25 protein-coding genes are annotated in these 24758 nt (G+C 63.7%); 18 read left to right on the top strand and 7 right to left on the bottom strand.

Going from position 1 to position 24758, the window contains the following annotated elements:
• Positions 1-7: 7 nt before the first annotated feature.
• From rplF to XaplCFBP3123_RS04345, 14 genes are all read left to right on the top strand, one after another.
• Entirely contained in the window at positions 8-535 is a 528-nt protein-coding gene (gene rplF, locus XaplCFBP3123_RS04410; RefSeq protein WP_104532919.1) for a 50S ribosomal protein L6, read from the top strand.
• Positions 536-625: 90 nt separating this feature from the next.
• A complete protein-coding gene (rplR, locus tag XaplCFBP3123_RS04405) occupies positions 626-985 on the top strand; it encodes a 50S ribosomal protein L18 (RefSeq protein ID WP_016900655.1) in 360 nt (119 codons plus the stop codon).
• 159 nt (positions 986-1144) lie between these two features.
• On the top strand, positions 1145-1687 hold the full coding sequence (gene rpsE, locus XaplCFBP3123_RS04400) for a 30S ribosomal protein S5 (RefSeq protein ID WP_104532918.1): 543 nt from the start codon (positions 1145-1147) through the stop codon (positions 1685-1687).
• Positions 1680-1871: a 50S ribosomal protein L30 gene (gene rpmD / locus XaplCFBP3123_RS04395; RefSeq protein WP_024938563.1), complete on the top strand. Its 192-nt coding sequence runs from the start codon at positions 1680-1682 to the stop codon at positions 1869-1871. The genes rpsE and rpmD overlap by 8 nt, the downstream gene beginning before the upstream one ends.
• A 4-nt stretch (positions 1872-1875) precedes the next feature.
• Positions 1876-2319 carry a 50S ribosomal protein L15 gene (gene rplO / locus XaplCFBP3123_RS04390; RefSeq protein ID WP_104532917.1) on the top strand — a complete coding sequence of 148 codons (444 nt, stop codon included), beginning with the start codon at positions 1876-1878 and terminating at the stop codon, positions 2317-2319.
• A 7-nt stretch (positions 2320-2326) separates the two neighbouring features.
• Entirely contained in the window at positions 2327-3694 is a 1368-nt protein-coding gene (gene secY, locus XaplCFBP3123_RS04385) for a preprotein translocase subunit SecY (protein ID WP_104532916.1), read from the top strand.
• Positions 3695-4026: 332 nt separating this feature from the next.
• Entirely contained in the window at positions 4027-4383 is a 357-nt protein-coding gene (gene rpsM, locus XaplCFBP3123_RS04380; protein WP_003486672.1) for a 30S ribosomal protein S13, read from the top strand.
• A 10-nt stretch (positions 4384-4393) separates the two neighbouring features.
• Positions 4394-4786 carry a 30S ribosomal protein S11 gene (rpsK, locus tag XaplCFBP3123_RS04375; RefSeq protein ID WP_003486671.1) on the top strand — a complete coding sequence of 131 codons (393 nt, stop codon included), beginning with the start codon at positions 4394-4396 and terminating at the stop codon, positions 4784-4786.
• A 15-nt stretch (positions 4787-4801) separates the two neighbouring features.
• Positions 4802-5428, top strand: a complete 627-nt coding sequence (gene rpsD / locus XaplCFBP3123_RS04370) for a 30S ribosomal protein S4 (protein ID WP_002811641.1) — start codon at positions 4802-4804, stop codon at positions 5426-5428.
• A 53-nt stretch (positions 5429-5481) separates the two neighbouring features.
• Positions 5482-6480: a DNA-directed RNA polymerase subunit alpha gene (locus XaplCFBP3123_RS04365; protein ID WP_002811635.1), complete on the top strand. Its 999-nt coding sequence runs from the start codon at positions 5482-5484 to the stop codon at positions 6478-6480.
• 180 nt (positions 6481-6660) lie between these two features.
• Positions 6661-7044: a 50S ribosomal protein L17 gene (gene rplQ / locus XaplCFBP3123_RS04360; RefSeq protein WP_003486665.1), complete on the top strand. Its 384-nt coding sequence runs from the start codon at positions 6661-6663 to the stop codon at positions 7042-7044.
• A gap of 322 nt (positions 7045-7366) precedes the next feature.
• Positions 7367-7885 carry a disulfide bond formation protein B gene (locus XaplCFBP3123_RS04355; protein WP_104532915.1) on the top strand — a complete coding sequence of 173 codons (519 nt, stop codon included), beginning with the start codon at positions 7367-7369 and terminating at the stop codon, positions 7883-7885.
• A gap of 48 nt (positions 7886-7933) precedes the next feature.
• Entirely contained in the window at positions 7934-9325 is a 1392-nt protein-coding gene (locus tag XaplCFBP3123_RS04350; RefSeq protein ID WP_104532914.1) for a class II 3-deoxy-7-phosphoheptulonate synthase, read from the top strand.
• An 85-nt stretch (positions 9326-9410) separates the two neighbouring features.
• Positions 9411-10538, top strand: coding sequence for a mechanosensitive ion channel family protein (locus XaplCFBP3123_RS04345; RefSeq protein WP_104532913.1), 1128 nt, complete (start codon positions 9411-9413; stop codon positions 10536-10538).
• Here the strand turns inward: XaplCFBP3123_RS04345 and XaplCFBP3123_RS04340 are convergent.
• The 3 genes from XaplCFBP3123_RS04340 to typA all read right to left on the bottom strand — a co-directional run bounded on the left by XaplCFBP3123_RS04340 (position 10528) and on the right by typA (position 14560).
• Complete coding sequence (locus tag XaplCFBP3123_RS04340; protein WP_172453113.1) at positions 10528-12132, bottom strand: amidase; 1605 nt, start codon at positions 12130-12132, stop codon at positions 10528-10530. The genes XaplCFBP3123_RS04345 and XaplCFBP3123_RS04340 overlap by 11 nt on opposite strands.
• Before the next feature lie 106 nt (positions 12133-12238).
• Positions 12239-12709, bottom strand: a complete 471-nt coding sequence (locus XaplCFBP3123_RS04335) for a DUF2127 domain-containing protein (RefSeq protein ID WP_039530481.1) — start codon at positions 12707-12709, stop codon at positions 12239-12241.
• Between the two features lie 21 nt (positions 12710-12730).
• Positions 12731-14560: a translational GTPase TypA gene (typA, locus tag XaplCFBP3123_RS04330; protein WP_104532911.1), complete on the bottom strand. Its 1830-nt coding sequence runs from the start codon at positions 14558-14560 to the stop codon at positions 12731-12733.
• A gap of 217 nt (positions 14561-14777) precedes the next feature.
• On the opposite strand from typA, the gene XaplCFBP3123_RS04325 reads away from it, so the two are divergent.
• Both XaplCFBP3123_RS04325 and XaplCFBP3123_RS04320 read left to right on the top strand, forming a co-directional pair.
• Positions 14778-15272, top strand: a complete 495-nt coding sequence (locus tag XaplCFBP3123_RS04325) for a peptidylprolyl isomerase (RefSeq protein WP_016904578.1) — start codon at positions 14778-14780, stop codon at positions 15270-15272.
• A 116-nt stretch (positions 15273-15388) separates the two neighbouring features.
• The gene (locus XaplCFBP3123_RS04320; protein ID WP_104532910.1) at positions 15389-16375 is read left to right on the top strand and encodes a malate dehydrogenase; all 987 of its coding nucleotides are present in this window, start codon (positions 15389-15391) and stop codon (positions 16373-16375) included.
• Between the two features lie 190 nt (positions 16376-16565).
• Here XaplCFBP3123_RS04320 and XaplCFBP3123_RS04315 read toward each other — a convergent pair whose 3' ends face one another.
• The 4 genes from XaplCFBP3123_RS04315 to XaplCFBP3123_RS04295 form a co-directional block, all read right to left on the bottom strand.
• Entirely contained in the window at positions 16566-17180 is a 615-nt protein-coding gene (locus XaplCFBP3123_RS04315; protein WP_104532909.1) for a glutathione S-transferase family protein, read from the bottom strand.
• Positions 17181-17244: 64 nt separating this feature from the next.
• Positions 17245-17706: a cell wall hydrolase gene (locus XaplCFBP3123_RS04310; protein ID WP_016905076.1), complete on the bottom strand. Its 462-nt coding sequence runs from the start codon at positions 17704-17706 to the stop codon at positions 17245-17247.
• Positions 17707-18918: 1212 nt separating this feature from the next.
• Positions 18919-20958, bottom strand: coding sequence for an NADPH-dependent 2,4-dienoyl-CoA reductase (locus XaplCFBP3123_RS04300; protein ID WP_104532908.1), 2040 nt, complete (start codon positions 20956-20958; stop codon positions 18919-18921).
• A 538-nt stretch (positions 20959-21496) separates the two neighbouring features.
• The gene (locus tag XaplCFBP3123_RS04295) at positions 21497-22519 is read right to left on the bottom strand and encodes a zinc-binding alcohol dehydrogenase family protein (RefSeq protein WP_104532907.1); all 1023 of its coding nucleotides are present in this window, start codon (positions 22517-22519) and stop codon (positions 21497-21499) included.
• Positions 22520-22935: 416 nt separating this feature from the next.
• Here XaplCFBP3123_RS04295 and XaplCFBP3123_RS04285 point away from each other — a divergent pair, with 416 nt between their 5' ends.
• Together XaplCFBP3123_RS04285 and XaplCFBP3123_RS04280 are read left to right on the top strand one after the other, a co-directional pair.
• Complete coding sequence (locus XaplCFBP3123_RS04285) at positions 22936-24033, top strand: OmpA family protein (protein ID WP_104532906.1); 1098 nt, start codon at positions 22936-22938, stop codon at positions 24031-24033.
• A 190-nt stretch (positions 24034-24223) separates the two neighbouring features.
• On the top strand, positions 24224-24739 hold the full coding sequence (locus XaplCFBP3123_RS04280) for a hypothetical protein (protein WP_104532905.1): 516 nt from the start codon (positions 24224-24226) through the stop codon (positions 24737-24739).
• Positions 24740-24758 lie beyond the last annotated feature (19 nt).

Here is a 24758-nt window from a genome sequence, read left to right as displayed (position 1 = left end):
ATCGATCATGTCCCGTGTAGCCAAGAAGCCTGTTTCCCTTCCGAAGGGTGTTGAACTCAACGTCCAGCCCGAGCTGGTCAGCGTCAAGGGCCCGAAGGGCACCCTGACCCTGCCGAAGCCGGTTGGCGTCGAAATCGCCATCGATGGCGACGTTGCCACGCTGTCGGCCAACGACCCGTCGCAGATCGCCATCACCGGCACCGTTCGCGCCATCCTGGCCAATATGGTCAAGGGCGTGTCCGAAGGCTTCGAGCGCAAGCTTGAGCTGGTCGGCGTCGGTTACCGTGCCGCCATGCAGGGCAAGGATCTGAGCCTGGCGCTCGGTTTCTCGCATCCGCTGGTGTTCGTGGCGCCGGAAGGCATCACGCTGTCGACCCCGACCCAGACCGAAATCCTGGTCCAGGGCGCCGACAAGCAGCGCGTCGGCGAAGTGGCCGCCAAGATTCGCGGTTTCCGTCCGCCGGAGCCCTACAAGGGCAAGGGTGTGAAGTACGCCGGTGAAGTCATCATTCGCAAGGAAGCCAAGAAGGCGTAATGCAGGTCCCTCTGCTAGGAGCCCGGCCATCCATGGCCGGACGTTTCAATGCAAAAGCCTGCTTCCTTCAGCTTCCGTAGGATAAATATCATGAGCATCAACAAGAACATCGCCCGTCTGCGTCGCGCCAAGTCCACCCGTTCGCACATCCGTGAACTGGGCGTCGCTCGCCTGTCGGTGCTGCGCACCGGCCAGCATCTGTATGCGCAGGTCTTCACCGCCGATGGCTCCAAGGTGATCGCTGCGGCGAACACCCTGCAGGCCGACGTCAAGGAAGGCCTGAAGAACGGCAAGAACAGCGACGCGGCCGTCAAGGTCGGCAAGCTGATCGCCGAGCGCGCCAAGGCTGCGGGCATCGAGAAGGTCGCATTCGACCGCTCCGGCTATCGCTACCATGGCCGTATCAAGGCGCTGGCCGACGCAGCTCGCGAAGGCGGCCTGCAGTTCTAAGCACTGCTGCGGATGTGGCCATCGGCCACATCCGCGTTACCGCCGGCAGGGGAGATGCCGGACCGTCCCGTTCTTTTGCAACGGTGCCGGGAACACAGCGTGACTCCACAACCATAAGCGGCTTCGAGCCGTACATACTCAATCAATCAAGGACTCAAGATGGCAGAAGAACGTGCACCGCGGGGTCGTGATCGCGACCGCAACCGCGAAGAGAAAGTCGACGATGGCATGATCGAAAAGCTGGTCGCGGTCAATCGCGTCAGCAAGACGGTCAAGGGTGGTCGCCAGTTCACCTTCACCGCGCTGACCGTGGTCGGCGATGGTCTGGGCAAGGTCGGTTTCGGTTATGGCAAGGCGCGCGAAGTGCCGGTCGCCATCCAGAAGTCGATGGAGCAGGCGCGCAAGAATCTGGCTAGCGTCGATCTGAACAACGGCACCTTGTGGCATGCCGTCAAGTCGGGTCATGGCGCAGCACGCGTCTACATGCAGCCGGCTTCGGAAGGTACGGGCGTCATCGCCGGCGGCGCCATGCGCGCTGTGCTCGAAGCGGTTGGCGTCAAGAACGTTCTGGCCAAGGCGGTCGGTTCGCGTAACCCCATCAACCTGGTCCGCGCAACCCTGAAGGGTCTGTCGGAAGTGCAGTCGCCAGCGCGTGTTGCGGCCAAGCGCGGCAAGAAGGTGGAGGAGCTCAACCATGGCTAAGGACACCAACAAGACCGTGAAGGTGCGCCTGGTGCGTGGCCTGCGTGGAACCCAGTCGCGTCACCGCCTGTCGGTGCGTGCGTTGGGCCTGAATAAGCTCAACGATGTGCGTGAACTCAAGGACAGCCCGCAGGTTCGCGGTCTGATCAATACCGTTCACTACCTCGTCAAGGTTGAGGACTAATCCCATGACTTTGCATCTCAATGACCTCAAGCCCGCCGACGGCGCCCGTACCGAGCGCACCCGCGTCGGTCGTGGCATCGGTTCCGGTCTTGGCAAGACCTGCGGCCGCGGCCACAAGGGTTCGTTCGCACGTAAGGGCGGTGGCAAGATCAAGGCCGGCTTCGAAGGCGGCCAGACCCCGATGCAGCGCCGTCTGCCGAAGATCGGCTTCCGTTCCAAGATGGCGCGTGACAGTGCCGAAGTGCTGTCCTACCAGCTGGACAAGCTGGACGCCGGTGAGATCGACTTTGCAGCGCTGCGTGCGGCCAATCTGGTCCCGAGCCGCGCCAAGAAGGCGAAGATCGTGCTGAAGGGCGAGCTGAGCAAGAAGTTCGTGCTGAAGGGTGTCGCTGCAAGTGCTGGCGCCAAGGCAGCAATCGAAGCTGCCGGCGGCAGCGTAGAGGAGTAATCGGCAGATGGCGCAGGCTGGCATTGGTAACCTCGGTGGCGGGCTCGGCAAGTTCACGGAACTTCGCCAGCGGCTACTGTTCGTCCTCGGGGCATTGATCGTCTATCGCATCGGCTGCTATGTGCCGGTGCCGGGCGTGAATCCCGATGCCATGCTTTCGTTGATGCAGGCGCAGGGCGGCGGCATCGTGGACATGTTCAACATGTTCTCGGGCGGCGCCCTGCACCGTTTCAGTATTTTTGCGTTGAATGTGATGCCGTATATCTCGGCATCGATCGTTATCCAGTTGGCCACGCACATCTTTCCCGCCCTCAAAGCGATGCAGAAGGAAGGCGAATCCGGCCGACGCAAGATCACCCAGTATTCGCGTATCGGTGCGGTGTTGCTGGCGGTGGTGCAGGGCGGCAGTATCGCGCTGGCACTGCAGAACCAGACTGCGCCTGGTGGCGCTCCGGTGGTGTACGCGCCGGGCATGGGCTTTGTGCTCACCGCAGTGATTGCGCTGACCGCCGGCACCATCTTCTTGATGTGGGTGGGCGAGCAGGTCACAGAGCGTGGCATCGGTAACGGTGTGTCGCTGATCATCTTCGCTGGCATCGTCGCGGGTCTTCCGTCGGCCGCGATCCAGACCGTCGAGGCCTTCCGCGAAGGCAATCTGAGCTTCATTTCGCTACTGCTGATCGTCATCACCATTCTGGCGTTCACGCTGTTTGTGGTGTTCGTCGAGCGCGGGCAGCGACGTATCACGGTCAATTACGCGCGCCGCCAGGGCGGTCGTAACGCGTACATGAACCAGACCTCGTTCCTGCCGCTGAAGCTCAACATGGCAGGCGTGATTCCGCCGATCTTCGCCTCCAGCATCCTGGCCTTCCCGGCTACCTTGTCGATGTGGTCCGGTCAGGCGGCATCGGGCAGCGGCGTGGGTTCATGGCTGCAGAAGATCGCCAATGCGCTCGGCCCGGGTGAGCCGGTGCACATGCTGGTGTTCGCTGCACTGATTATCGGCTTTGCGTTCTTCTATACCGCGCTGGTGTTCAACTCGCAGGAAACCGCCGACAACCTCAAGAAGTCCGGTGCACTGATTCCGGGTATCCGTCCGGGCAAGGCGACGGCCGATTATGTGGACGGCGTGCTGACACGCCTGACCGCAGCAGGTTCGTTGTATCTGGTGATCGTCTGCCTGCTGCCGGAAATCATGCGCGCCCAGCTTGGTACCTCGTTCCACTTCGGTGGTACGTCGTTGCTGATCGCCGTGGTGGTGGTGATGGACTTCATCGCACAGATCCAGGCACATCTGATGTCGCATCAGTATGAGAGCCTGCTGAAGAAGGCCAACCTCAAGGGTGGCTCGCGCGGCGGTCTCGCGCGCAGTTAAGTGATACACTAGATCTTCATTACGTGAAGACGGCCTGGTTCCCGGGCCACGATCTTCCGATCAGAAGGGCGGCTCGCGCGACGTCTCGCGCGCGGGTGTGACGAGGTGGTCCTGTGCGGGAGTAGTACAGGCGATTCGGAGAGGGTTTCTGGATCAACATCGTCCGGCGCCGGAGCGAGGGCACACTCCCCACGCCGGGTCCATGGAACTTTTGGTTCCACGGGCTTCAAAGCAATCCGAGGCCTTGCTACAATTCCGAGTTCACTTTTGATCCATCCTGCCGGATGGCGCCTGGGCGCTGTCGGGCCATCACTCAGTTGGAGAATCGCGTCATGGCGCGTATTGCAGGCGTCAACCTGCCAGCCCAGAAGCACGTCTGGGTCGGGTTGCAAAGCATCTACGGCATCGGCCGTACCCGTTCGAAGAAGCTCTGCGAATCCGCAGGCGTTACCTCGACCACGAAGATTCGTGATCTGTCCGAACCCGAAATCGAGCGCCTGCGCGCCGAGGTCGGCAAGTATGTCGTCGAAGGCGACCTGCGCCGCGAAATCGGTATCGCGATCAAGCGACTGATGGACCTGGGCTGCTATCGCGGTCTGCGTCATCGCCGTGGTCTCCCGCTGCGTGGTCAGCGCACCCGTACCAACGCCCGCACCCGCAAGGGTCCGCGCAAGGCGATCAGGAAGTAAGGGATAGATCATGGCAAAGCCAGCAGAAAAGAAAACGAAGAAGAAGATCAAGCGCGTCATCACTGACGGCGTCGCTCACGTCCACGCTTCGTTCAACAACACCATCGTCACCATCACCGATCGCCAGGGCAATGCACTGTCGTGGGCTACGTCCGGCGGCGCCGGCTTCCGTGGTTCGCGTAAGTCGACCCCGTTCGCTGCTCAGGTTGCCGCCGAAAAGGCTGGCCGCGCTGCGCTCGACTACGGCGTGAAGTCGCTGGAAGTACGTATCAAGGGTCCGGGTCCGGGCCGTGAGTCGGCCGTGCGTTCGTTGAACAACGTGGGCTACAAGATCACCAACATCATCGACGTGACGCCAATCCCGCACAACGGGTGCCGTCCGCCGAAGAAGCGTCGCGTCTAAAGGGAGCGATAAGAAATGGCTCGTTATATCGGTCCTACCTGTAAGCTCGCCCGCCGCGAAGGCGCCGATCTTTCCCTCAAGAGCCCGGCGCGCGCGCTGGACTCCAAGTGCAAGCTTGAGCAGAAGCCCGGCCAACACGGCGCGGCTCGCAAAGGCAAGCTCTCCGACTATGCTACCCAGCTGCGTGAAAAGCAGAAGGTCAAGCGCATCTACGGTTTGCTGGAACGCCAGTTCCGCAACTACTACAAGAAGGCCTCGACCAAGAAGGGCAACACCGGCGAGAACCTGCTGCAGCTGCTGGAAACCCGTCTGGACAACGTCTGCTACCGCATGGGCTTTGCCGTCACCCGTCCGGCCGCGCGCCAGCTGGTGTCGCACCGTGGCGTGCTGGTCAATGGCAAGTCTGTGAATCTGGCTTCGTACCAGATCAAGGCTGGCGATGCGATCACGCTGTCGGAAAAGGCACAGAAGCAGCTCCGCGTGCAGGAAGCCCTGACCGTGGCTGAGCAGCACGACATGACGCCGTCGTGGGTCGAAGTCGATTCGAAGAAGTTCAGCGGCGTGTTCAAGGCCGTTCCGGATCGCGCTGACCTGCCTTCGGATATCAACGAAGCGCTGATCGTCGAGTTGTATTCGAAGTAATTCACATTGGAGAACCTCCGGCACCGCCGGAGGTTCGCAGGAGACCCCGCAACATGACGGTTACCGCCAACCAGGTTCTGCGCCCCCGTGGTCCGCAGATCGAACGTCTTACCGACAATCGCGCAAAGGTCGTGATCGAGCCCTTGGAGCGCGGTTACGGGCACACGCTGGGCAATGCCCTGCGTCGTGTGCTGTTGTCGTCGATCCCGGGTTTTGCGATCACCGAGGTCGAGATCGACGGCGTGCTGCACGAGTACACCACGGTCGAAGGGCTGCAGGAAGACGTGCTGGACGTCCTGCTCAACCTGAAAGACGTGGCGATTCGTATGCATAGTGGCGACAGCGCGACGCTGTCGTTGTCCAAGCAGGGTCCGGGTACGGTCACTGCGGCCGACATCAGGACCGATCACAACGTCGAGATCATCAACGGCGACCATGTGATCTGCCACCTGACCAAGGACACGGCGCTGAACATGCGCCTGAAGATCGAGCGTGGGTTCGGCTATCAGCCGGCTGCCGCACGTCGTCGTCCGGACGAAGAGACCCGCACCATCGGTCGTCTGATGCTGGATGCGTCGTTCTCGCCGGTGCGTCGCGTTGCCTATGCCGTGGAAGCTGCGCGCGTTGAACAGCGCACCGACCTCGACAAGCTGGTGATCGATATCGAGACCAACGGCACGATCGATGCCGAGGAAGCCGTGCGCACCGCCGCCGACATCCTCAGCGATCAGCTGTCGGTGTTCGGCGATTTCACCCACCGCGATCGCGGTGCGGCCAAGCCGGCTGCCAGCGGCGTGGATCCGGTGCTGCTGCGCCCGATCGACGACCTCGAGCTGACCGTGCGTTCGGCCAACTGCCTGAAGGCCGAAAGCATCTACTACATCGGCGATCTGATCCAGAAGACCGAAGTGGAACTGCTCAAGACCCCGAATCTGGGCAAGAAGTCGTTGACCGAAATCAAGGAAGTGCTGGCACAGCGTGGCCTTGCACTGGGCATGAAGCTGGAGAACTGGCCGCCGGCCGGTGTCGCCCAGCACGGCATGCTTGGTTGATGCATCACCGTATGGGCGTCTTCGGGCGCCCATGCGGTTTTTTTACATCGACGGGCCAAAGCCTGCGATGACATCCGGTCAAAGGACGGCCGGCTCGGACCACCCGCAGTCCATTCAACAGCGCCAGGATGGCGACAACGTCTCGCAAGCAGTCTCAACATTCCTTAGGAAATCACACTCATGCGTCACCAGAAATCCGGTCGTAAATTCAACCGCACCAGCGCGCACCGCGAAGCCATGTTCCGCAACATGGCCGCTTCGCTGTTCAAGCACGAGCTGATCAAGACCACCTTGCCGAAGGCCAAGGAACTGCGTCGCGTCGCCGAGCCGCTGATCACCATCGGCAAGGTCGATGGCGTTGCCAATCGTCGTCTTGCGTTTGCTCGCCTGCGCGACAAGGAAGCAGTAGGCAAGCTCTTCGTCGAGCTGGGCCCGCGTTACGCGACCCGTCCTGGCGGCTACCTGCGCATCCTGAAGGCCGGCTTCCGTGCCGGTGACAATGCGCCGATGGCGTATGTCGAGCTGGTCGACCGTCCGGTCGTCGCCGAGGAAGTGGCCGAGTAATCGGTTCGCCCTTCGCAAAGACTCTCGAAAAAGCCCGGCTAGCGCCGGGCTTTTTTTTGCGGGTCACCAACCGTGTGGGTCGATCTAGGTGTCGCTCTTGCAGCAGTGCAGGCGACGTGCAGGGCCTGAGGATGGTAGAGACGGTCGCTGCAAAGGTGATCGCGTCGGGGCGGCGTCGCCGGTGTACAGGGTGACGCGTGACTGGCGACACGCATGGTTGTACGTGACTTGGGGCCATGCGAGCTGCCGGATGCAGGCATCCGTGGTCACCGCGGCAGCGATGCCTGATAATCGGTCATTCGATCCTAGGCAAGCGGTAGCGATGAATCCATTTCGTTGGGGTTTCCGGGCGCAGTTTCTGCTGGGCTTTCTTGCATGCGCAGGACTGCTTGCCTATGCGATCTATGTGCAGCTGCATCTCGGGTTGGAACCATGCCCGCTATGCATCTTCCAGCGGATCGCCTTTGCGGCGTTGGCAGTGTTGTTTCTGCTGGGCGCGCTGCATGGGCCGCGCGCTGCGGGCACGCGCAAAGTGTATGGCGTGCTGAGCTTCATCGCTGCCGGCGTGGGCATGGGCATCGCGGCGCGGCATGTCTGGGTGCAGATCCGGCCCAAGGACATGATGTCTTCGTGCGGGCCGCCGTTGAGCTTCCTGAGCGAGACGATGGGGCCGTTCGAAGTGTTCCGCACCGTGCTGACCGGCACCGGCGACTGCGGCAATATCGATTGGCGCTTCCTGGGCCTGAGCATGCCGATGTGGAGCATGTTGTGGTTCGTGGGCCTGGCACTGTGGGCGCTGTATGCCGGGTTCAGGCAGCGTGGTCCGCGCAAATTGTTCTGAGCGTTTCGTTCCGGCGGTGGCCGGCGCCCGAGATTTCTGGAGTTCACGATGTCCGCTTCCCCTCATCCGTCCGTCAACCAGGCAGACCCGTGGTCGCCGCAGAGCTGGCGGCAGCGTCCGGCGCTGCAGATGCCCGTCTACCCTGACGCAGTTGCCTTGGAGCACACGCTGGGCGAATTGCGGCAGTTGCCGCCGCTTGTGACCTCCTGGGAAATCTTCGCGCTCAAACGCCAGCTGGCAGAGGCGCAGGAGGGCAAGCGCTTCCTGCTGCAGGGCGGAGATTGCGCCGAGAATTTCAGCGATTGCGAATCGGGCACGATCTCCAATCGCTTGAAGGTGCTACTGCAAATGAGCCTGGTGCTGGTGCACGGCCTGCACCTGCCGGTCGTGCGGGTGGGGCGCTTTGCCGGGCAGTACGCCAAGCCGCGTTCGGCCGACACCGAAACCCGCGATGGGGTGACCTTGCCGAGCTACCGTGGCGATGTGATCAACGCGCCGGCCTTCACCGAAGCGGCACGCGTGCCGGATCCGCAGCGCATGATCACCGCGCATTCGCGTTCGGCAATGACGATGAATTTCGTGCGCGCTCTGATCGACGGCGGCTTTGCCGACCTGCACCATCCCGAATACTGGAATCTGGACTGGGTGGGGTATTCGCCGCTGGCGGCGGATTACCAGAAGATGGTGGCGTCGATCGGCGATGCGGTGCGCTTCATGGAAACCTTGTCCGGCGCGGAGGTCTACAACCTCAATCGCATCGACTTCTACACCTCGCACGAGGCGCTGTTGCTGCCGTACGAGGAAGGTCTGACCCGCCAGGTGCCGCGCCAGTGGGGCTGGTTCAACCTGAGCACGCATTACCCGTGGATCGGCATGCGCACCGCCGCGCTGGACGGCGCGCATGTGGAATACCTGCGTGGCGTGCGCAATCCGATCGCGATCAAGGTGGGGCCGTCGGTGCAGCCGGATCAGCTGTTGCGTCTGATCGACGTGCTCAATCCCGAAGACGAACCCGGCCGCTTGAGCTTCATCCATCGCATGGGCGCGGCGCAGATCGCCGAGAAATTGCCTCCGCTGCTGGAGGCGGTCAAGCGCGATGGGCGTCGGGTGTTGTGGGTGTGCGATGCGATGCACGGCAATACCGAAAGCACCGGCAATGGCTATAAGACACGACGTTTCGACAATATCCGCAGCGAGGTCGAGCTGTCGTTCGATCTGCACGCGGCAGCCGGGACGCGGTTGGGCGGGGTGCATCTGGAACTCACCGGCGAAGACGTCACTGAATGCACCGGTGGCGCGCGCGAGCTGACCGAGCGCGATCTGGAACGCGCCTACCGTTCCAGCGTGGATCCACGCCTGAACTACGAGCAGTCGCTGGAAATCGCAATGGCGATCGTGCGCAAGCAACAGCAGGTGGCGTCGCAGCCGCTGGGCGCGTGATGTCACCGTACGCATGACGTGATGCTCATGCCGCGTGCGGCATGATGCTGCAGCCATCCCTCTTTCCCCCCACAGGAGGAACGGTTTGACTGCCGATTGGAACGTCATCCGCGAATATGCAATCCCGCTCGGTGCCGCGCTGCTGGCGGGCATCGTCACCTGGTCGTTGATGCTGTGGCTGTTTCGCCGCATGCAGGGCCGCGACTATCGCCGCGCACGCATCATCCGCGTGGTCACGCTGCCGGCTGCCTTCATCCTGCCGCTGCTGTTCTTGCGTATCGCCACGGAAGCAACGCCGCTGGAGGGCAAGGGACTCGCGGCACTGCAAAGTCTGCTACACGTGGGAATCGTCGGCTGCATTACCTGGCTGCTTGTACGCGCGGTAGCAGCTGGCGAGGCGGCAATTCTGCGCAGCAACCCGATCGAGGTGTCCGACAACCTCACCGCACGGCGCATCCAGACCCAGACACGCGTGCTGAGCCGGGTGGTGATGGGCGCGGTGATCCTGCTCGGCATCTCGGTGGTGCTGCTGACCTTTCCGCAGGTACGCCAGATCGGCAAGACGCTGCTGGCATCGGCCGGCATCATCGGCCTGGTAGCCGGTATCGCGGCCAAGCCGGTGTTCGGCAACCTGATCGCAGGTTTGCAGATTGCCTTGACCCAGCCGATCCGGCTGGACGATGTGGTGATCGTGGAGGGCGAGTGGGGCCGCATCGAGGAGATCGGCAGCTCGTATGTGGTGGTGCGGATCTGGGACGAGCGGCGCATGGTGGTGCCGTTGACCTGGTGGATCGAGCACCCGTTCCAGAACTGGACACGCAGCAGCGCCGATCTGCTCGGTACCGCATTCCTGTGGCTGGATTACCGCACGCCGATCGCGGCGGTGCGCGCCGAACTGGAGCGCATCTGCAAGAGCGAGCCGCTCTGGGATGGGCGCGTGTGCGTGACCCAGGTGACCGAAACCAGCGAGAGCACGATCCAGGTGCGCCTGCTGGTGAGTGCGCGCAATTCCGGCGATGCGTTCGATCTGCGCTGCATCAGCCGCGAGCGCATGATCGACTTCCTGACCCGCGAGCACCCTTACGCATTGCCCAGGATCCGCGCCGAAATCGCCGCGCAGGAAAAGCCGCCCCTGCGCGCTGCCGCGCCGGTCGCCCAGGAGAGCGTGCGCTCGCCCGGTGCCGAAGACGGCGAGCCTGCGACTACGGTGTAGCTGCAGGCGCGGCCGCCGGTGCGCTGGGCGCAGTCGGCGCATAGCGGGGCGCAATACGCGCCTTGCTGCGTTGTTCGTAGGCGTAGGCCAGTTCGATCAGGCGCGGCTCGCTCCAGGCGCTGCCCATGAACAACAAGCCCAGCGGCAGGCCCTGGGTCTGTCCCATCGGCACGCTCAGACTGGGATAACCGGCCACCGCGGCCGCACCGTAGCCGGCTCCGGGAAAGGTATCGCCCTTGACCAGGTCGGTGACCCAGGCAGCACCGGTGGTCGGCACGATCAGCGCGTCCAGGCGATTGGCCTGCAGCGCGGCGTCGATGCCGTCCGGCCCGGCCAACCGCTTGGCAGTGGCGCGGGCCGTGAGATACGCAGCATCGTCCATTCCGGCCGCGGCCTGCGCCTGCTCGAACAGCTCCTGTCCGAAGTAGGGCATCTCGCGCTGCGCGTGGTTGCGATTGAAGGCAATCAATTGCTCCAGGCTCGACACCGGGGCGGCGTGGCTGCGCAGATAAGCGTTCAGGCCGGCCTTGAACTCGACCAACAAGACCGTTTGCTCAGCGGCGTCCCACTGGCCGTCGGTCGCCAGGCGGGTTTCGACCACAATGGCGCCGGCGGCGCGCAGCGTCTGCACGGCGCGCTCCAGCGTGGCAGCAATGGCCGGATCTTCGCGCAAGGGGTTGCGCAGCAGGCCCAGGCGGGCGCCGCGCAGGCCATCGGGCCTGAGATGCGCCAGATAGTCCTGTGTGGACGTCGGTGCGGTGCGCGCGGCCGGATCCTGCGGGTCAGGCGCGGCGATCGCCTGCAGCACCGCGGCCGCATCGGCGACGCTGCGCGTCATCGGGCCGGCGGTGTCCTGGGAGGCCGAGATCGGAATGATGCCGTCGCGGCTGACCAGGCCCACGGTCGGCTTGAGCCCGACCAGGCCGTTCACCGAGGCCGGGCAGGTGATGCTGCCGTCGGTTTCGGTGCCGATGCCGACCGTGGCCAGGCTGGCGGCGATCGCCGCGCCGGTGCCGGCACTGGAGCCGCAGGGATTGCGATCCAGCGCGTACGGATTGCGGGTCAGCCCGCCGCGTGCGCTCCAGCCGGAGCTGGACTTGGTAGAGCGGAAGTTGGCCCACTCGCTCAGGTTGGTCTTGCCGAGGATCACCGCGCCAGCGGCGCGCAGGCGCTGCACCAGAAACGCATCGCGGCCGGGCCTGAAATCGGCCAGTGCCAGCGAGCCGGCGCTGTTGACCATCGGCAGCGCATCGATGTTGTCCTTGAGCAGTACCGGAATGCCATGCAGGGGCCCGCGCACATGGCCAGCGTGGCGTTCGGCGTCCAATGCACGTGCGTCGGCTTCGGCCTGCGGGTTGAGTTCGATCACCGCATTGAGGGTGGGGCCGGCGCGATCGATGGTGGCGACACGCTGCAGGTACGCGCGGGTCAGGTCCAGGCTGCTGGTCTTCCCTGACGCCATGCGTGCCTGCAGGCCGACGATGTCGGCATCGATCAGGTCGGCTTGCCTGGCAGTGGCTGCGTTGGCACCGGCCGAGGTCAGGCTTTCGGTATGCGCACAGCCGCACAGCGCAAGCAGCAGCGCGAAGGACAAGGTGGTGGATCGCATTGTCGGTGTTCCCCGGGGACTGTTCGCAGGCTAACGGCGCTGCGTCGGGGTGACAATGTGTATGACATGCCCGCACACGGGCAGGAGCGCGTCAGCGGCGCCGGCGCTTGATCAGATCGCGTGCCAGCACGCCGACCACAAGCAGATTGATCGCCAGCACGCCCCAGGCGGTCCAGCCGGGATGGCGGACGATGGCGTAAATATCGAAAGGCAGGTAGATGGCCGCCGACAGGCAACCCAGCAGCGATGCCCAGGCCTTGGCACGCCACAGACCCCAGGCTTCAACGACGTGCAGCAGGCCGTAGGCCAGCATTGCGGCAGCGGCCAGATGGACGGCGTCGGGACTGATGGTCTTGAGCAACGACGGCAGTGCGCCGTGGTCGGGATCCAGATTGAAGCGGCGGATCAGCGTGCTGACCGCGTTCTGCAGCGGGAGCGGGCCCAGAATTTCCAGGCCCGTCGCCGCCAACAGCGCAAGCGTTCCCTTGACCGCCTCCAGCAAGGCGATCACGTGCAGCCCCGGATGCGCGCGCGGATCCGGGCTGTAGGGCGTGTTGCTCACGACTGTGGCTTGGTCAGCAACTTAGCCGGAACGGCCGGAGCGCTTGCGGTCGCTTTCGGTCAAGCCCTTCTTGCGCAGACGGATTTCCTTCGGGGTGACTTCGACCAGCTCGTCGTCCTCGATGAAGTCCAGCGCCTGCTCCAGCGTGTACTTGATCGCCGGGGTCAGCTTGATCGCATCGTCCTTGCCCGATGCGCGCATGTTGGTCAGCGGCTTGGTCTTGATCGCGTTGACGGTCAGATCGTTGTCCTTGGAGTGGATACCGACCAGCTGACCTTCGTACACGTTGTCGCCTTCGGCAGCGAACAGACGGCCACGCTCTTCCAACGGCCCCAGCGCATAGGCCGGCGTGGCGCCGGCAGCATTGGCAATCATCACGCCGTTCTGGCGCTTGGCGATCGCGCCCTGTTCCTTCGGGCCGTAGTGGTCGAACACGTGGAACAGCAGGCCCGACCCCTGAGTCAGGGTGCGGAACTCGTTCTGGAAGCCGATCAGACCACGCGCCGGGATCATGTAATCCAGACGCACGCGGCCCTTGCCGTCCGACTCCATGTTCTTCAGCTGGCCCTTGCGGCTGCCCAGCTTTTCCATCACGCCGCCCTGGTGCTGCTCTTCGATATCCACCACGAGCTGTTCGATCGGCTCCATCTGCTTGCCGTCGATCTCCTTGATGATCACTTCCGGACGCGAGACGGCCAGTTCGTAGCCTTCACGACGCATGTTCTCGATCAGCACCGACAGATGCAGCTCGCCACGGCCGGACACCAGGAACTTGTCGGCATCGGAGCCTTCCTCGACCTTCAGTGCGACGTTGTGCACCTTCTCGCGGTCCAGGCGGTCGCGCAGCTGGCGGCTGGTCAGGAACTTGCCACCGGACAGGTCCTTGTTGCCGGCGAACGGCGAGTTGTTGACCTGGAAGGTCATCGAGATGGTGGGTTCGTCCACGGTCAGCGCCGGCAGCGCTTCCGGGGTGTCGAGCGCACACACGGTGTCGGAAATGGTCAGCTCCGAGACGCCGGAGATGGCCACGATGTCGCCGGCTTCTGCGGTGTCCTGCTCGATGCGCTCCAGGCCCAAAAAGCCCAGCACCTGCAGCACCTTGCCTTGACGCTTCTTGCCTTCGCGGTCAACCACACTGACCGGCATGTTCTTCTTCAGCACGCCGCGCTGGATGCGGCCGATGCCGATCACGCCGACGAAGTTGTTGTAGTCCAGCTGGCTGATGCGCATCTGGAAGGGGCCGTCCGGATCCACGTCCGGTGCCGACACGTGCTGCATGATCGCTTCGTACAGCGGGGTCATGTCGCCGTCGCGCACGCTCGAATCCAGGCTGGCGTAGCCGTTCAATGCGGAGGTGTAGACGATCGGGAAATCCAGCTGCTCGTCGGTGGCGCCGAGCTTGTCGAACAGGTCGAACACCTGGTCGATCACCCAGTCCGGGCGTGCGCCGGGACGGTCGATCTTGTTGACCACCACGATCGGCTTGAAGCCCATCGCGAAGGCCTTCTGTGTCACGAAGCGGGTCTGCGGCATCGGGCCGTCCATCGCGTCGACCAGGATCAGCACCGAGTCCACCATCGACAGCACGCGCTCGACTTCGCCACCGAAGTCGGCGTGTCCCGGGGTGTCGACGATGTTGATGCGGTTGCCGTTCCAGGTGATGGCCGTGTTCTTGGCCAGGATCGTGATGCCACGCTCCTTTTCCTGATCGTTGCTGTCCATCACGCGCTCAGCCAGCACGGTGCGTTCGGACAGGGTGCCGGACTGCTTCAGCAGGCAGTCGACGAGGGTGGTCTTGCCATGGTCAACGTGCGCGACGATGGCGATATTGCGGAGTTTTTCGATAGACATGCGGAAAGGGCCCCTGTCTGGCGCCAGTCTTGAGATGAGGTAAGCCCGACATTATAGCGGTTTCGTTGCCGTGCCGTTGCGTTCGGCCGCCAAGCGGTCCGAAACGCCCATTCAGCTTGCCCGGGCACCCCGACGATGGCCCAACCTGCATGGTCGCCTGCACGGCCGGGTGTATTCTAGGGAGCTGTCATACACCCTGAAACCTGCAAGGATTTCCATGTCCCTGATTGCCCATTTCGACACCACCCGCGGCCCGATCGTGGTCGAGCTGTTCGCCGACAAGGCCCCGCTGACCGTCGCCAACTTCGTCAACCTGGTCCAGCGCGGCTTCTACGACGGCCTGAGCTTCCACCGCGTCATCGCCGACTTCATGATCCAGGGCGGCTGCCCGGAAGGCTCCGGCCGCGGCGGCCCGGGCTACCGTTTCGAGGATGAAGCCAACAACGGCGTCGGTCACGAGCGCGGCGTGCTGTCCATGGCCAATGCCGGTCCCAACACCAACGGCAGCCAGTTCTTCATCACCCATACCGCCACCCCGTGGCTGGACGGCAAGCACACCGTGTTCGGCAAGGTCACCCAGGGCCTGGACGTGGTCGATGCCGTCGCCCAGGGCGATGTGATCAACAAGGTGACGATCGAAGGCGATACCGACGCCGTGCTGGCCGCCAAGGCCGACCGCGTCGCGGAGTGGAACAAGATCCTCGCCGCCTGATGGCTTTCCCCGAACGGCCGCCCTGTGCGGCCGTTCGTCTGTCACTGCGCGCCGCCAGGCCTCGCGCCACGCCAGCGCGTACTTCCACCCACGTTTTTTAGCAGAGGAAACTCCCCATGAAAGCACCTGTTCGTGTTGCCGTGACCGGCGCTGCCGGCCAGATCGGCTATGCCCTGCTGTTCCGCATCGCCTCCGGCGAAATGCTGGGCAAGGATCAGCCGGTGATCCTGCAATTGCTGGAACTGTCCAATGAAAAGGCCCAGGCCGCGCTCAAGGGCGTGATCATGGAGCTGGAAGACTGCGCATTCCCGCTGTTGGCTGGCGTGGTCGGCACCGACGACGCCGAAGTGGCGTTCAAGGACATCGACGTCGCCCTGCTGGTCGGTGCGCGTCCGCGTGGCCCGGGCATGGAGCGCAAGGACCTGCTGCTGGAGAACGCCAAGATCTTCACCGCGCAGGGCGCGGCGTTGAACAAGGTCGCCAAGCGTGACGTCAAGGTGCTGGTGGTCGGCAACCCGGCCAACACCAATGCCTACATCGCGATGAAGTCGGCGCCGGATCTGAACCCGAAGAACTTCACCGCCATGCTGCGTCTGGACCACAACCGTGCGCTCAGCCAGCTGTCGCAGAAGCTCGGCAAGCCGGTCGGTGGCATCGAGAAGCTGGTGGTGTGGGGCAACCACAGCCCGACCATGTATCCGGACTACCGTTTCGCCACCGCCGATGGCGCGTCCATCGGTGATGCGATCAACGACCAGGAATGGAACGCATCCACCTTCATCCCGACCGTGGGCAAGCGCGGCGCTGCGATCATCGAGGCGCGCGGCCTGTCCTCGGCAGCGTCGGCCGCCAATGCCGCCATCGATCACGTGCGTGATTGGGTGCTGGGCAGCAATGGCAAGTGGGTGACGATGGGCGTGCCGTCCGACGGCTCCTACGGCATTCCGGAAGGCGTGATCTTCGGCTTCCCGGTGACCACTGCCAACGGCGAGTACACCCTGGTCAAGGATCTGCCGATCGACGACTTCAGCCAGAGGTACATCGACAAGACCCTGGCCGAGCTGGAAGAAGAGCGCAGCGGCGTGTCGCATCTGCTGGGCTGAGTTTCTCGGCTTCGCAGCACATAAAAACGCCGGGCAATGCCCGGCGTTTTTTATGTGTCGCTTTGGTGATGTGTTGCGTTACATGCGGTGGGCGGTGGCGCGAGGAAAGCGCAATCACGCCCATCGATCGTGCAAGGCCAATGCGACACGCGTTGCCGTTGCAGTGATCACACTGCGCGATGCGCTCGGCTCAGGCCAGGCCTTCGGCCTGCAGTGCGGCCTGCACATCGGCATCGTCCAGCATGCGCTGCACGAATGCAGCCACTGCGCTCAGGCCGCTCAGGTCCACGCCCGCCTTCTGCGCCCATCGCAGCGTCACGAACAGATACGCATCGGCACCGGTGTGGGTGTCGCCGGCCAGCCAGTTGCGCCCCTGCAGATGCGCATCGACACGTTCGTACAAGGCGCGCAGCTTGCTGCGTGCGTCGTCATGGCTGCGCGCAATCAGTGCGTCGTCCTGCAGATAGGCGGTGCTGCCGAAGATCGGCTTGAAGGCCGGATGCACATCGGCATTGGCGAATGCGATCCAGCGATTGATCTCCGCACGGCTGCGCGCGGTGCCATCGCCGGACAGACCGGTGAGTGGTGCGATGTCGGCGATGTAATTCAGGATGGCGGCGTTCTGGGTCAGTGCCCAGTCGTCGACGACCAGCATCGGCACGGCACCGACCGGGTTGAGGCGCAGATACTCGGGGGACTTCATCGTGGCGGCGTCGACCACCTCCAGATCGAAGGGCAGCCCCGACCAGCGCAGCACGATGTGATCTGCCAGCGAACACGCGCCCGGCTTGGTGTACAGCTTCATGAGAATTCCCGCACAAGCAACGAAGACGCAAGCTTAGCGGCAACGCGTGAGCGCGTGGGTGGCGTCAGGATGCGGTGCGCGGGCGCAGCTTCTGTACGCGATAGAACGTGTGGTCGCCGATGGTGGCCACCTGATACGCATTGCGCCAGCTCGGGCTTGCGATCGCGCTTGCGGCAAAGTGACTGGCGCCCGGCACGATTTCCTTGCGTTGACCCACCGGCAGCGCCCAGTTGCGCTCTGCAGCCAGGGCCACATCCAGCGCCTTGTTCCAGGCATCGTCATTTTTCAGCTGCGTTCCCGGAGCCACGATGGTGGGCGCGAACTGCTTGCGCGCGGTGACTACCTGACACATCGAATCGCCCCACAAACCGCTGTCAAGCCGACGCAACGCAACTTCCGCGACGGCTTGTTGGCCGCGCAAGGTCTGATCACGCGCTTCCAGGTACACGGTGGTGCTCAAGCACAACGAATCTGCAGCCGGCTGCGGCAACAATTGCGACAGCCAAAGTATCCAAACCAGTTTCATAGAACTCCTTGCTCCGTATGGGCCGATCCGCAGAGCATCCAAGGTGGATGCACCAGTACAGAGGGCTTGGCGTCATGGGGAGGCGGCCTGTCACGGGTCGCCCGGTCTCCGGCGAAAGAAGGGTCTGCCGGAGCTGCCCACCAAATGCGGTGGGTCAAAAAGTTGGCGCAAGGTAGGCGTCGATCACAGAATCGCGGCTGAATAGGCGAGGTTGACGCGAATGATCGCTTGCTGCATCTACGGTTTCGTTCGATGACAACAGCGCGATGCATTCGTTGGATGCGTCGCATCGCGGTGGCGACGGCGGATGTCGCAAGAGATATTGGCGTAGCGTGCGTGCGATGTTGCGCGTCTGCGCAATTGTTCGAGATGAGCAATGCGTTGCGCGTAGGCTACGCATGCAGCGCCGTCTGCAGTCTGCACTACACATCATCGTCACTGATGGATGTGCTTGCGCGCTGGCGTTTTGCCGCATTAGCGATACATCGAGATGCGAACGCTGAGGTGCAGCAATGATCTGTCAGTGCGCGATGTTTGCTGTTCGAACGTATCAAGCGTGTTGAATCACACGCATCAAGTTCGCATGGTGGGAAATAATTTCATGCAGACATGCAGACATGCAGACATGCAGACATGCAGACATGCAGACATGCAGACATGCAGACATGCATGGCGATTGCCGAAGATCGCGATTGCAGTCAGCGCAGCACCTCATGCGCACTCGTCGAAATCGTTGTGGTCTGGTCGAGATTCCAGGTCTGACTTGACGGCATTGGTGTTGCAACAGGTCTGCGTTTTTAGGCATTGCAAACGCGCTGTCGATTCAGGCGATCAGCACGCATGACACGCCGCAGAGCATCGGCCCAAGGCCATCGCCCACGCCAGATGCGCATCGTTTCCCTGGCGATAGTCGGATGCGCCGAGCAGCAGTCCGATCAAGCCACTGCCGGCCGCCGGTGCGAGTTGGGCTGTGGCGGTGAGTGCGGCACATTCGCGGGCCTGCTGTGCGGGTCCATGCACGGGGCAAGTTCTGCATGGCGTGCCCAGACCCATTGCCCGGCACTCCCCGCCGCCAAACCCAGGCCGAAGGCCAGGCTGGCATCCAGTACGGACTGCCGCGACGTGGGGACGGCGAAGATCAGTCCCAGTCCGGACAACGCGGCTCCACTCAGGCCCAATCGACGCATTGCCATCGTCGGCCAACGCGCTGCGTTACAACCTCGCCGCCAATCGGCAGGCCTGATTGATCGCACGCTTGGCATCCAGTTCGGCGGCGACATCCGCACCGCCGATCAGATGCGGTTGCCGGCCAGCCGCCTGCAGCGCGGCAAGCAAGTCGCGGCGCGGTTCCTGCCCGGCGCAGATCACCACCGTGCCGACATCGAGCAGTTGTTCGGTACCCTCCACGCGGATCCGCAAGCCGGCGTCGTCCACGCCCAGATATTCCACGCCGCCGAGCATCTTGACGCCCTTGGCCTTGAGCGTGGCGCGGTGGATCCAGCCAGTGGTCTTGCCCAGGCGCGCGCCGGGCTTGCCGGGGCTGCGCTGCAGCAGCCAGACCTGGCGGGCAGGGCGCTCGGGCTGTGGCCTGGCCAATGCGCCAGCTGTCTCGAAGCTGGGGTCCACGCCCCATTCGGCCATCCAGCGCGCGGTGTCCAGCGACGGTGATTGCCCTGTGTGCACGAGAAATTCGCCAACATCGAAGCCGATCCCGCCGGCCCCGATGATCGCGACCTTGTCGGCAGCGACATGGTGGCCCAGCACCACGTCGAGATAGCTCACAACCATCGGGTGATCGGCGCCGGGGAAGTCCACCTTGCGCGGCTCGATGCCGGTAGCCAGCACGATCTCGTCGAAGTCTCTTAGATCGGCCGCTTGTACGCGGGTATTCAGGCGCAACTGCACTCCGGTCGCGTCGATGCGGTGACCGAAGTAGCGCAGCGTCTCGTTGAATTCTTCCTTGCCCGGAATGCGCCTGGCGATGTTGAATTGCCCACCGATCGCATCGCTTGCATCGAACAAGGTGACGCGGTGGCCGCGCTCGGCCGCTACCGTCGCGCAGGCCAGGCCGGCCGGGCCGGCACCGACCACCGCAATGCGCTTGGTATTGGTGGTCGGTGCGTAGATCAGTTCGGTTTCGTGCGCTGCGCGCGGATTGACCAGGCAGCTCGCCAGCTTGTTGTCGAACACATGATCCAGGCAGGCCTGATTGCAGGCGATGCAGGTATTGATGGCCTGCGACTGGCCGGCGCGGGCCTTGTTGGCCCACTGCGGATCGGCCAGCAGTGGGCGCGCCAGCGACACCATGTCGGCCGCGCCGTCGGCGAGGATGCGCTCGGCCACGTCCGGCATGTTGATGCGGTTGGTCGCCACCACCGGAATGCGCAGGTGCGGCTTGAGCTTGGCAGTCACACCGGCGAATGCCGCGCGCGGGACCGAGGTGGCGATGGTCGGAATGCGTGCCTCGTGCCAGCCGATGCCGGAATTGATGATGGTCGCGCCTGCCGCTTCGATCGCCTGCGCCTGCGTCAGGATGTCCTGCCACTGGTTGCCGTCTTCGACCAGGTCCACCAGCGACAGCCGGTAGATGATGATGAAGTCCGGCCCGCAGGCCTCACGGATGCGTTGCACGATCTCCACCGCAAAGCGCATGCGTTTTGCGGCATCACCACCCCAGGCATCGCTGCGCCGGTTGGTGCGCGCAGCGGTGAATTCGTTGATCAGGTAGCCTTCCGACCCCATCACCTCCACGCCGTCGTAGCCGGCGTCGCGCGCCAGCCGCGCCGCACGCGCGTAGGCTGCGATCTGCCGGTCCACCGCACGTGCCGAGAGCGCGCGTGGGGTGAACGGGTTGATCGGCGCCTTGAGTCTGGACGGCGCCACCGACAGCGGGTGGTAGGCGTAGCGGCCTGCATGCAGCAGCTGCAGACAGATCTTGGCGCCGTGTGCATGCACCGCCTGGGTGACCTGACGATGCGGGCGCACCTCCCACGGCCACGAGAGCTTGCCGCCGAACGGCTTGAGCCAGCCCACCACGTTCGGCGAAAAGCCACCAGTGACGATCAACCCGACCCCGCCGGCAGCGCGCTCGGCGAAATATGCGGCCAATTTAGGGAAATCGCGCGCACGGTCTTCCAGACCGGTGTGCATCGAGCCCATCAGGACGCGGTTGCGCAGTTGCGTGAAACCCAGATCGAGCGGTGCGAACAGGTGCGGATAGGACGAGACGGACGGGCCGGTGGCGGGCGACATGGTGTGGATACGCTGGCGTACGGAGTGCGCACGATGCAGGCAAACGGGCGTGGCGGCAAGTCTTGACGCGCGTAGCCGGTGCTGTCGGCAGCTTGAGGCTGCGGCGGGGCATGCGGATGGCTTCCGCAGCGGGCGCGCGCCAGTTAGGCGCGCTGAACTTCTTCAGTGCGATCCGGCTGCGCGAAAAATACCGGATGAGACCGTCTTGGATAGCTGGCGTTCGATCAGGCGCTTGCCGGCTTGCTGATCAGCGGCTCCCGATTGGCTGCCGCGTCCAAAGCGTCACGCGGGCCGCGGCGACCGCAGTGGCGGCTATCTATAGAGCAGGACCGATCCATCCGCGTGGCTGCCGCGCAACAGATCGCCTTGCAAGCATTGCGACTCACATGGCTGCGATTGCGCGGACGCAGCAGCGACGCTGTCCGCGCGATCCAGATGCCAGTCCCGCATTGCCGCTGACTCGAGTGCGCGCGCTGTGGCCTTGCTTGCCAGCAGGCCCGTGCACCACGCCGCAGCCGAACTCAAGCGGTAATGCCGATCACCAACCCGCCAGCACCAGCTTGCCGATCGTGCTTCCGCTTTCCAGGCGTCGATGCGCTTCACGCAATTGCTGCGCATTGATCGGCGACAGCGTTTCGGTATGGGTGGTGCGCAGCTCGCCCGCATCGATCAGGCTGGCGGCGCGGTTGAGGATGCGGTGTTGCTCGACCATGTCCTCGGTCGCGTAGCGGGCACGTGTGAACATCAGCTCCCAGTGGATGCCGATGCACTTGGATTTGTACGGATCGCCGATCGGCAGCGGGCCGCGCGGCTCCACGATCAAGCCCACATGCCCCTGCGGTGCCAGGATCTCGCCCAGCTGCTGCCAGTAGCGATCAGTGTCGGCCAGGTTGAGCGCGGCGTCCACGCTCAGCATCCCCAGGGCCTGCAACTGCGGCTGCAGCGGCTGGTGATGGTCGATGACATGCTGGGCGCCCATCTGCCGCACCCATTCGATGGTCTCCGGCCGCGAGGCCGTGGCGATCACGCTGAAGCCGGCATGCCGCGCCAGCTGGATCGCGATCGAGCCCACGCCGCCCGCTCCACCGATGATCAACACGTGCTTGCCGCGATTGCGTGCGCCGTCGAAAGAGAACGGCATGCGCTGAAACAGCAGTTCCCATGCGGTCAACGTGGTCAGCGGCAGGGCCGCCGCCTGGGCGAAGCTGAGCGAGGTGGGCTTGCAGCCGGCGATGCGCGCATCGACCAACTGATATTGCGCATTGCTGCCCGGTCGCCCGATGTCGCCCGCGTAATACACCTCGTCGCCGACTGCGAACGCGGTGACATCGGGGCCGACCGCTTCGACGACGCCGGCGGCGTCGTAGCCCAGGATCTTCGGCGCATCCAGCGTTTGCGGCTTGGGTGCACGCACCTTGGTGTCGACCGGATTGACCGAGATCGCCTCGACACGCACCAATAAGTCATACCCCGAAGGAGCCGGCGGTGCCGGAAGTTCCATGTCAAGCAGTGCGGCGGGATCGTCGATTGGAAGGTGACGGGTGATGACGACAGCTTTCATCGGGTCGCTCCATGTGGGGGGTTCAGGGTGCGTTGTGAAGCCGTCGCGCCGCAACCACCGACCCGACAATTCAGCTCGGACGGGGCCTGGCGTTCACCAATGTGGTTTTCGCATCACTGCGCAGCTGGCCGGCAGGCTCGATCGGTCAGCGTATTCAACTGGGTTAATTGGGCTGCGGTTCATGCGGGCGGGATGTGCAAACTGCGTGCGCGGTCCTTCCCTTCATGAAACTGTATACGTAATATTGAAAGGGATCGTCGGCCCTGGTGATTGCTTTCACATGTTATATGACCGTTAACGCGATCTTCACTAAGGCCGGCTTAATCTGCGCCCCGATGGCTCTGGATGTGACGAGCATCTTTACCAAGAACAACGCCTCTATCGGTTTTATCTCCCAAAGAAGGAGCTGTATACACATGAACAAGAAAATTCTCACTGCCGCGTTGCTCGGCGGTCTGGCGGTTGCCCAGGCTGCTTCCGCGCAGGAGTTCGATGACCGTTGGTACCTGACCGGTAGCGCTGGCTTCAACTTCCAGGACAGCGATCGTCTGACCAATGATGCCCCGTTCGTCACCCTGGGTCTGGGCAAGTTCGTTAGCCCGAACTGGTCGATCGACGGCGAGCTGAACTATCAGAACCCGAACTTCGATGCCAACCAGGACCAGAACTGGAGCCAGTACGGCATCTCGTTCGACCTGCGTCGCCACTTCATCCAGGAAGGCCGCGGCTGGAACCCCTACCTGCTGTTTGGTCTGGGCTACCAGCGTTCGGAAGAAGAGTTCGACGCCACCCCGAACCCGGTTTCGCCGGGCCAGCAGAAGGACGGCAACTTTGCCGCCAAGGCTGGTGTCGGTCTGCAGACCACCTTCGACAAGCGCGTCGCCGTGCGTGCCGAGTTGGCCTACCGCGCTGACTTCAACGACCAGAGCGTTGCTGCTCCGCAGGAAGACTGGTTCGGCGACGTGCTGGCGTCGGTCGGCGTCGTGATCCCGTTGGGACCGGCTCCGTCGACCGCTCCGCCGCCGGCTCCGGCTCCGGTTGCCCCGAGCTGCGCAGACCTGGATGACGACGGTGACGGCGTCAACAACTGCGACGACAAGTGCCCGGCTTCGCAGCCTGGCCAGACCATCGGTCCGGACGGTTGCCCGGTTCCTGTGTCGATCGATCTGAAGGGCGTGAACTTCGACTTCAACAAGTCGACCCTGCGTCCGGACGCCGTCTCGATCCTGAGCGAAGCGACCGAGATCCTGAAGCGTTACCCCGACCTGAAGGTCGAGGTTGCTGGTCACACCGACTCGAAGGGTACCGACGCGTACAACCAGAAGCTGTCCGAGCGTCGTGCGACCACCGTGTACGACTACCTGACCAAGAACGGCGTTGATGCGTCGCGTCTGGTTGGTCCGATCGGCTACGGCGAGAGCCGTCCGATTGCTCCGAACGCCAACCCGGATGGTTCCGACAATCCGGAAGGCCGTGCGAAGAACCGGCGTACCGAGCTGAACGTCCAGAACTAATTGGACCGCTAGCTGTTGCATACAAAACCCGGCCTTGCGCCGGGTTTTGTCTTTGTGGGAACCGGAAACCTGCGCCTTCTGGGTGCAAATCCTGTCTGTGTTGCCATCCGGGCACGGTTCCGGTTGAAACGGCGTTCATCGCTGCCTACACTCGCCGCGTCAACACCACACTCATAATTGGAAGAACCCGATGCTGCGTACCGCTACGGCAGGATTGCTCTGTCTCGCCTTGATTCCCGCTGCCTACGCCGCTCCGAACTGCGCCGGCAGCACGGTGTCCCAGCCGCTGCCGTTGCCCGCCACCGTCATTGCGCCGGCGGCTGCCGAGTTCTACACCCGTAGCGTGCAGCTGGGCATGCCCACCGGCGTGCTGGCACAGCCCTACACCACCGAGCAGTCGGTGGACCGTGTGTTGCTGCGTCTGCGCGTGGAAGGCTGCCAGGACCTGGCCAAGGTCATTCCGCCCGGCGGCACCGTCAATCCGAACGATCCGGCCGCCTACAAGGCCACCACCGCGTTCGACAACACGCCGTGGCGCTTTGACATGAGCCAGAACGGCAAGCGCATGACCGCCGAAGAATTCGATGCCTGGATGAAGGCGCGCGGTGTGCGCGTGGTCAAGGCGCGTCCGGTCGCTGCGCCGGCCCCGGCTGCTGCGGCAACCGCAACGCCCCCGGCCGACGCCAAGTCGGTCGAAAACAAGTAAGCGGCGCGGTCGGGACGGC

The organism is Xanthomonas arboricola pv. populi (genome assembly GCF_002939945.1).
Lineage (GTDB): Bacteria > Pseudomonadota > Gammaproteobacteria > Xanthomonadales > Xanthomonadaceae > Xanthomonas > Xanthomonas arboricola_A.
Note: the sequence above shows the minus strand (reverse complement) of the source record. Positions and strands in the feature narration are given on the sequence as shown.

Coding starts and splice junctions, on each gene's coding strand:
- rplF (WP_104532919.1), top strand. CDS start 8: ATGTCCCGTGTAGCCAAGAAGCCTGTTTCCCTTCCGAAGGGTGTTGAA.
- rplR (WP_016900655.1), top strand. CDS start 626: ATGAGCATCAACAAGAACATCGCCCGTCTGCGTCGCGCCAAGTCCACC.
- rpsE (WP_104532918.1), top strand. CDS start 1,145: ATGGCAGAAGAACGTGCACCGCGGGGTCGTGATCGCGACCGCAACCGC.
- rpmD (WP_024938563.1), top strand. CDS start 1,680: ATGGCTAAGGACACCAACAAGACCGTGAAGGTGCGCCTGGTGCGTGGC.
- rplO (WP_104532917.1), top strand. CDS start 1,876: ATGACTTTGCATCTCAATGACCTCAAGCCCGCCGACGGCGCCCGTACC.
- secY (WP_104532916.1), top strand. CDS start 2,327: ATGGCGCAGGCTGGCATTGGTAACCTCGGTGGCGGGCTCGGCAAGTTC.
- rpsM (WP_003486672.1), top strand. CDS start 4,027: ATGGCGCGTATTGCAGGCGTCAACCTGCCAGCCCAGAAGCACGTCTGG.
- rpsK (WP_003486671.1), top strand. CDS start 4,394: ATGGCAAAGCCAGCAGAAAAGAAAACGAAGAAGAAGATCAAGCGCGTC.
- rpsD (WP_002811641.1), top strand. CDS start 4,802: ATGGCTCGTTATATCGGTCCTACCTGTAAGCTCGCCCGCCGCGAAGGC.
- XaplCFBP3123_RS04365 (WP_002811635.1), top strand. CDS start 5,482: ATGACGGTTACCGCCAACCAGGTTCTGCGCCCCCGTGGTCCGCAGATC.
- rplQ (WP_003486665.1), top strand. CDS start 6,661: ATGCGTCACCAGAAATCCGGTCGTAAATTCAACCGCACCAGCGCGCAC.
- XaplCFBP3123_RS04355 (WP_104532915.1), top strand. CDS start 7,367: ATGAATCCATTTCGTTGGGGTTTCCGGGCGCAGTTTCTGCTGGGCTTT.
- XaplCFBP3123_RS04350 (WP_104532914.1), top strand. CDS start 7,934: ATGTCCGCTTCCCCTCATCCGTCCGTCAACCAGGCAGACCCGTGGTCG.
- typA (WP_104532911.1), bottom strand. CDS start 14,560: ATGTCTATCGAAAAACTCCGCAATATCGCCATCGTCGCGCACGTTGAC.
- XaplCFBP3123_RS04325 (WP_016904578.1), top strand. CDS start 14,778: ATGTCCCTGATTGCCCATTTCGACACCACCCGCGGCCCGATCGTGGTC.
- XaplCFBP3123_RS04320 (WP_104532910.1), top strand. CDS start 15,389: ATGAAAGCACCTGTTCGTGTTGCCGTGACCGGCGCTGCCGGCCAGATC.
- XaplCFBP3123_RS04315 (WP_104532909.1), bottom strand. CDS start 17,180: ATGAAGCTGTACACCAAGCCGGGCGCGTGTTCGCTGGCAGATCACATC.
- XaplCFBP3123_RS04310 (WP_016905076.1), bottom strand. CDS start 17,706: ATGAAACTGGTTTGGATACTTTGGCTGTCGCAATTGTTGCCGCAGCCG.
- XaplCFBP3123_RS04300 (WP_104532908.1), bottom strand. CDS start 20,958: ATGTCGCCCGCCACCGGCCCGTCCGTCTCGTCCTATCCGCACCTGTTC.
- XaplCFBP3123_RS04295 (WP_104532907.1), bottom strand. CDS start 22,519: ATGAAAGCTGTCGTCATCACCCGTCACCTTCCAATCGACGATCCCGCC.
- XaplCFBP3123_RS04285 (WP_104532906.1), top strand. CDS start 22,936: ATGAACAAGAAAATTCTCACTGCCGCGTTGCTCGGCGGTCTGGCGGTT.
- XaplCFBP3123_RS04280 (WP_104532905.1), top strand. CDS start 24,224: ATGCTGCGTACCGCTACGGCAGGATTGCTCTGTCTCGCCTTGATTCCC.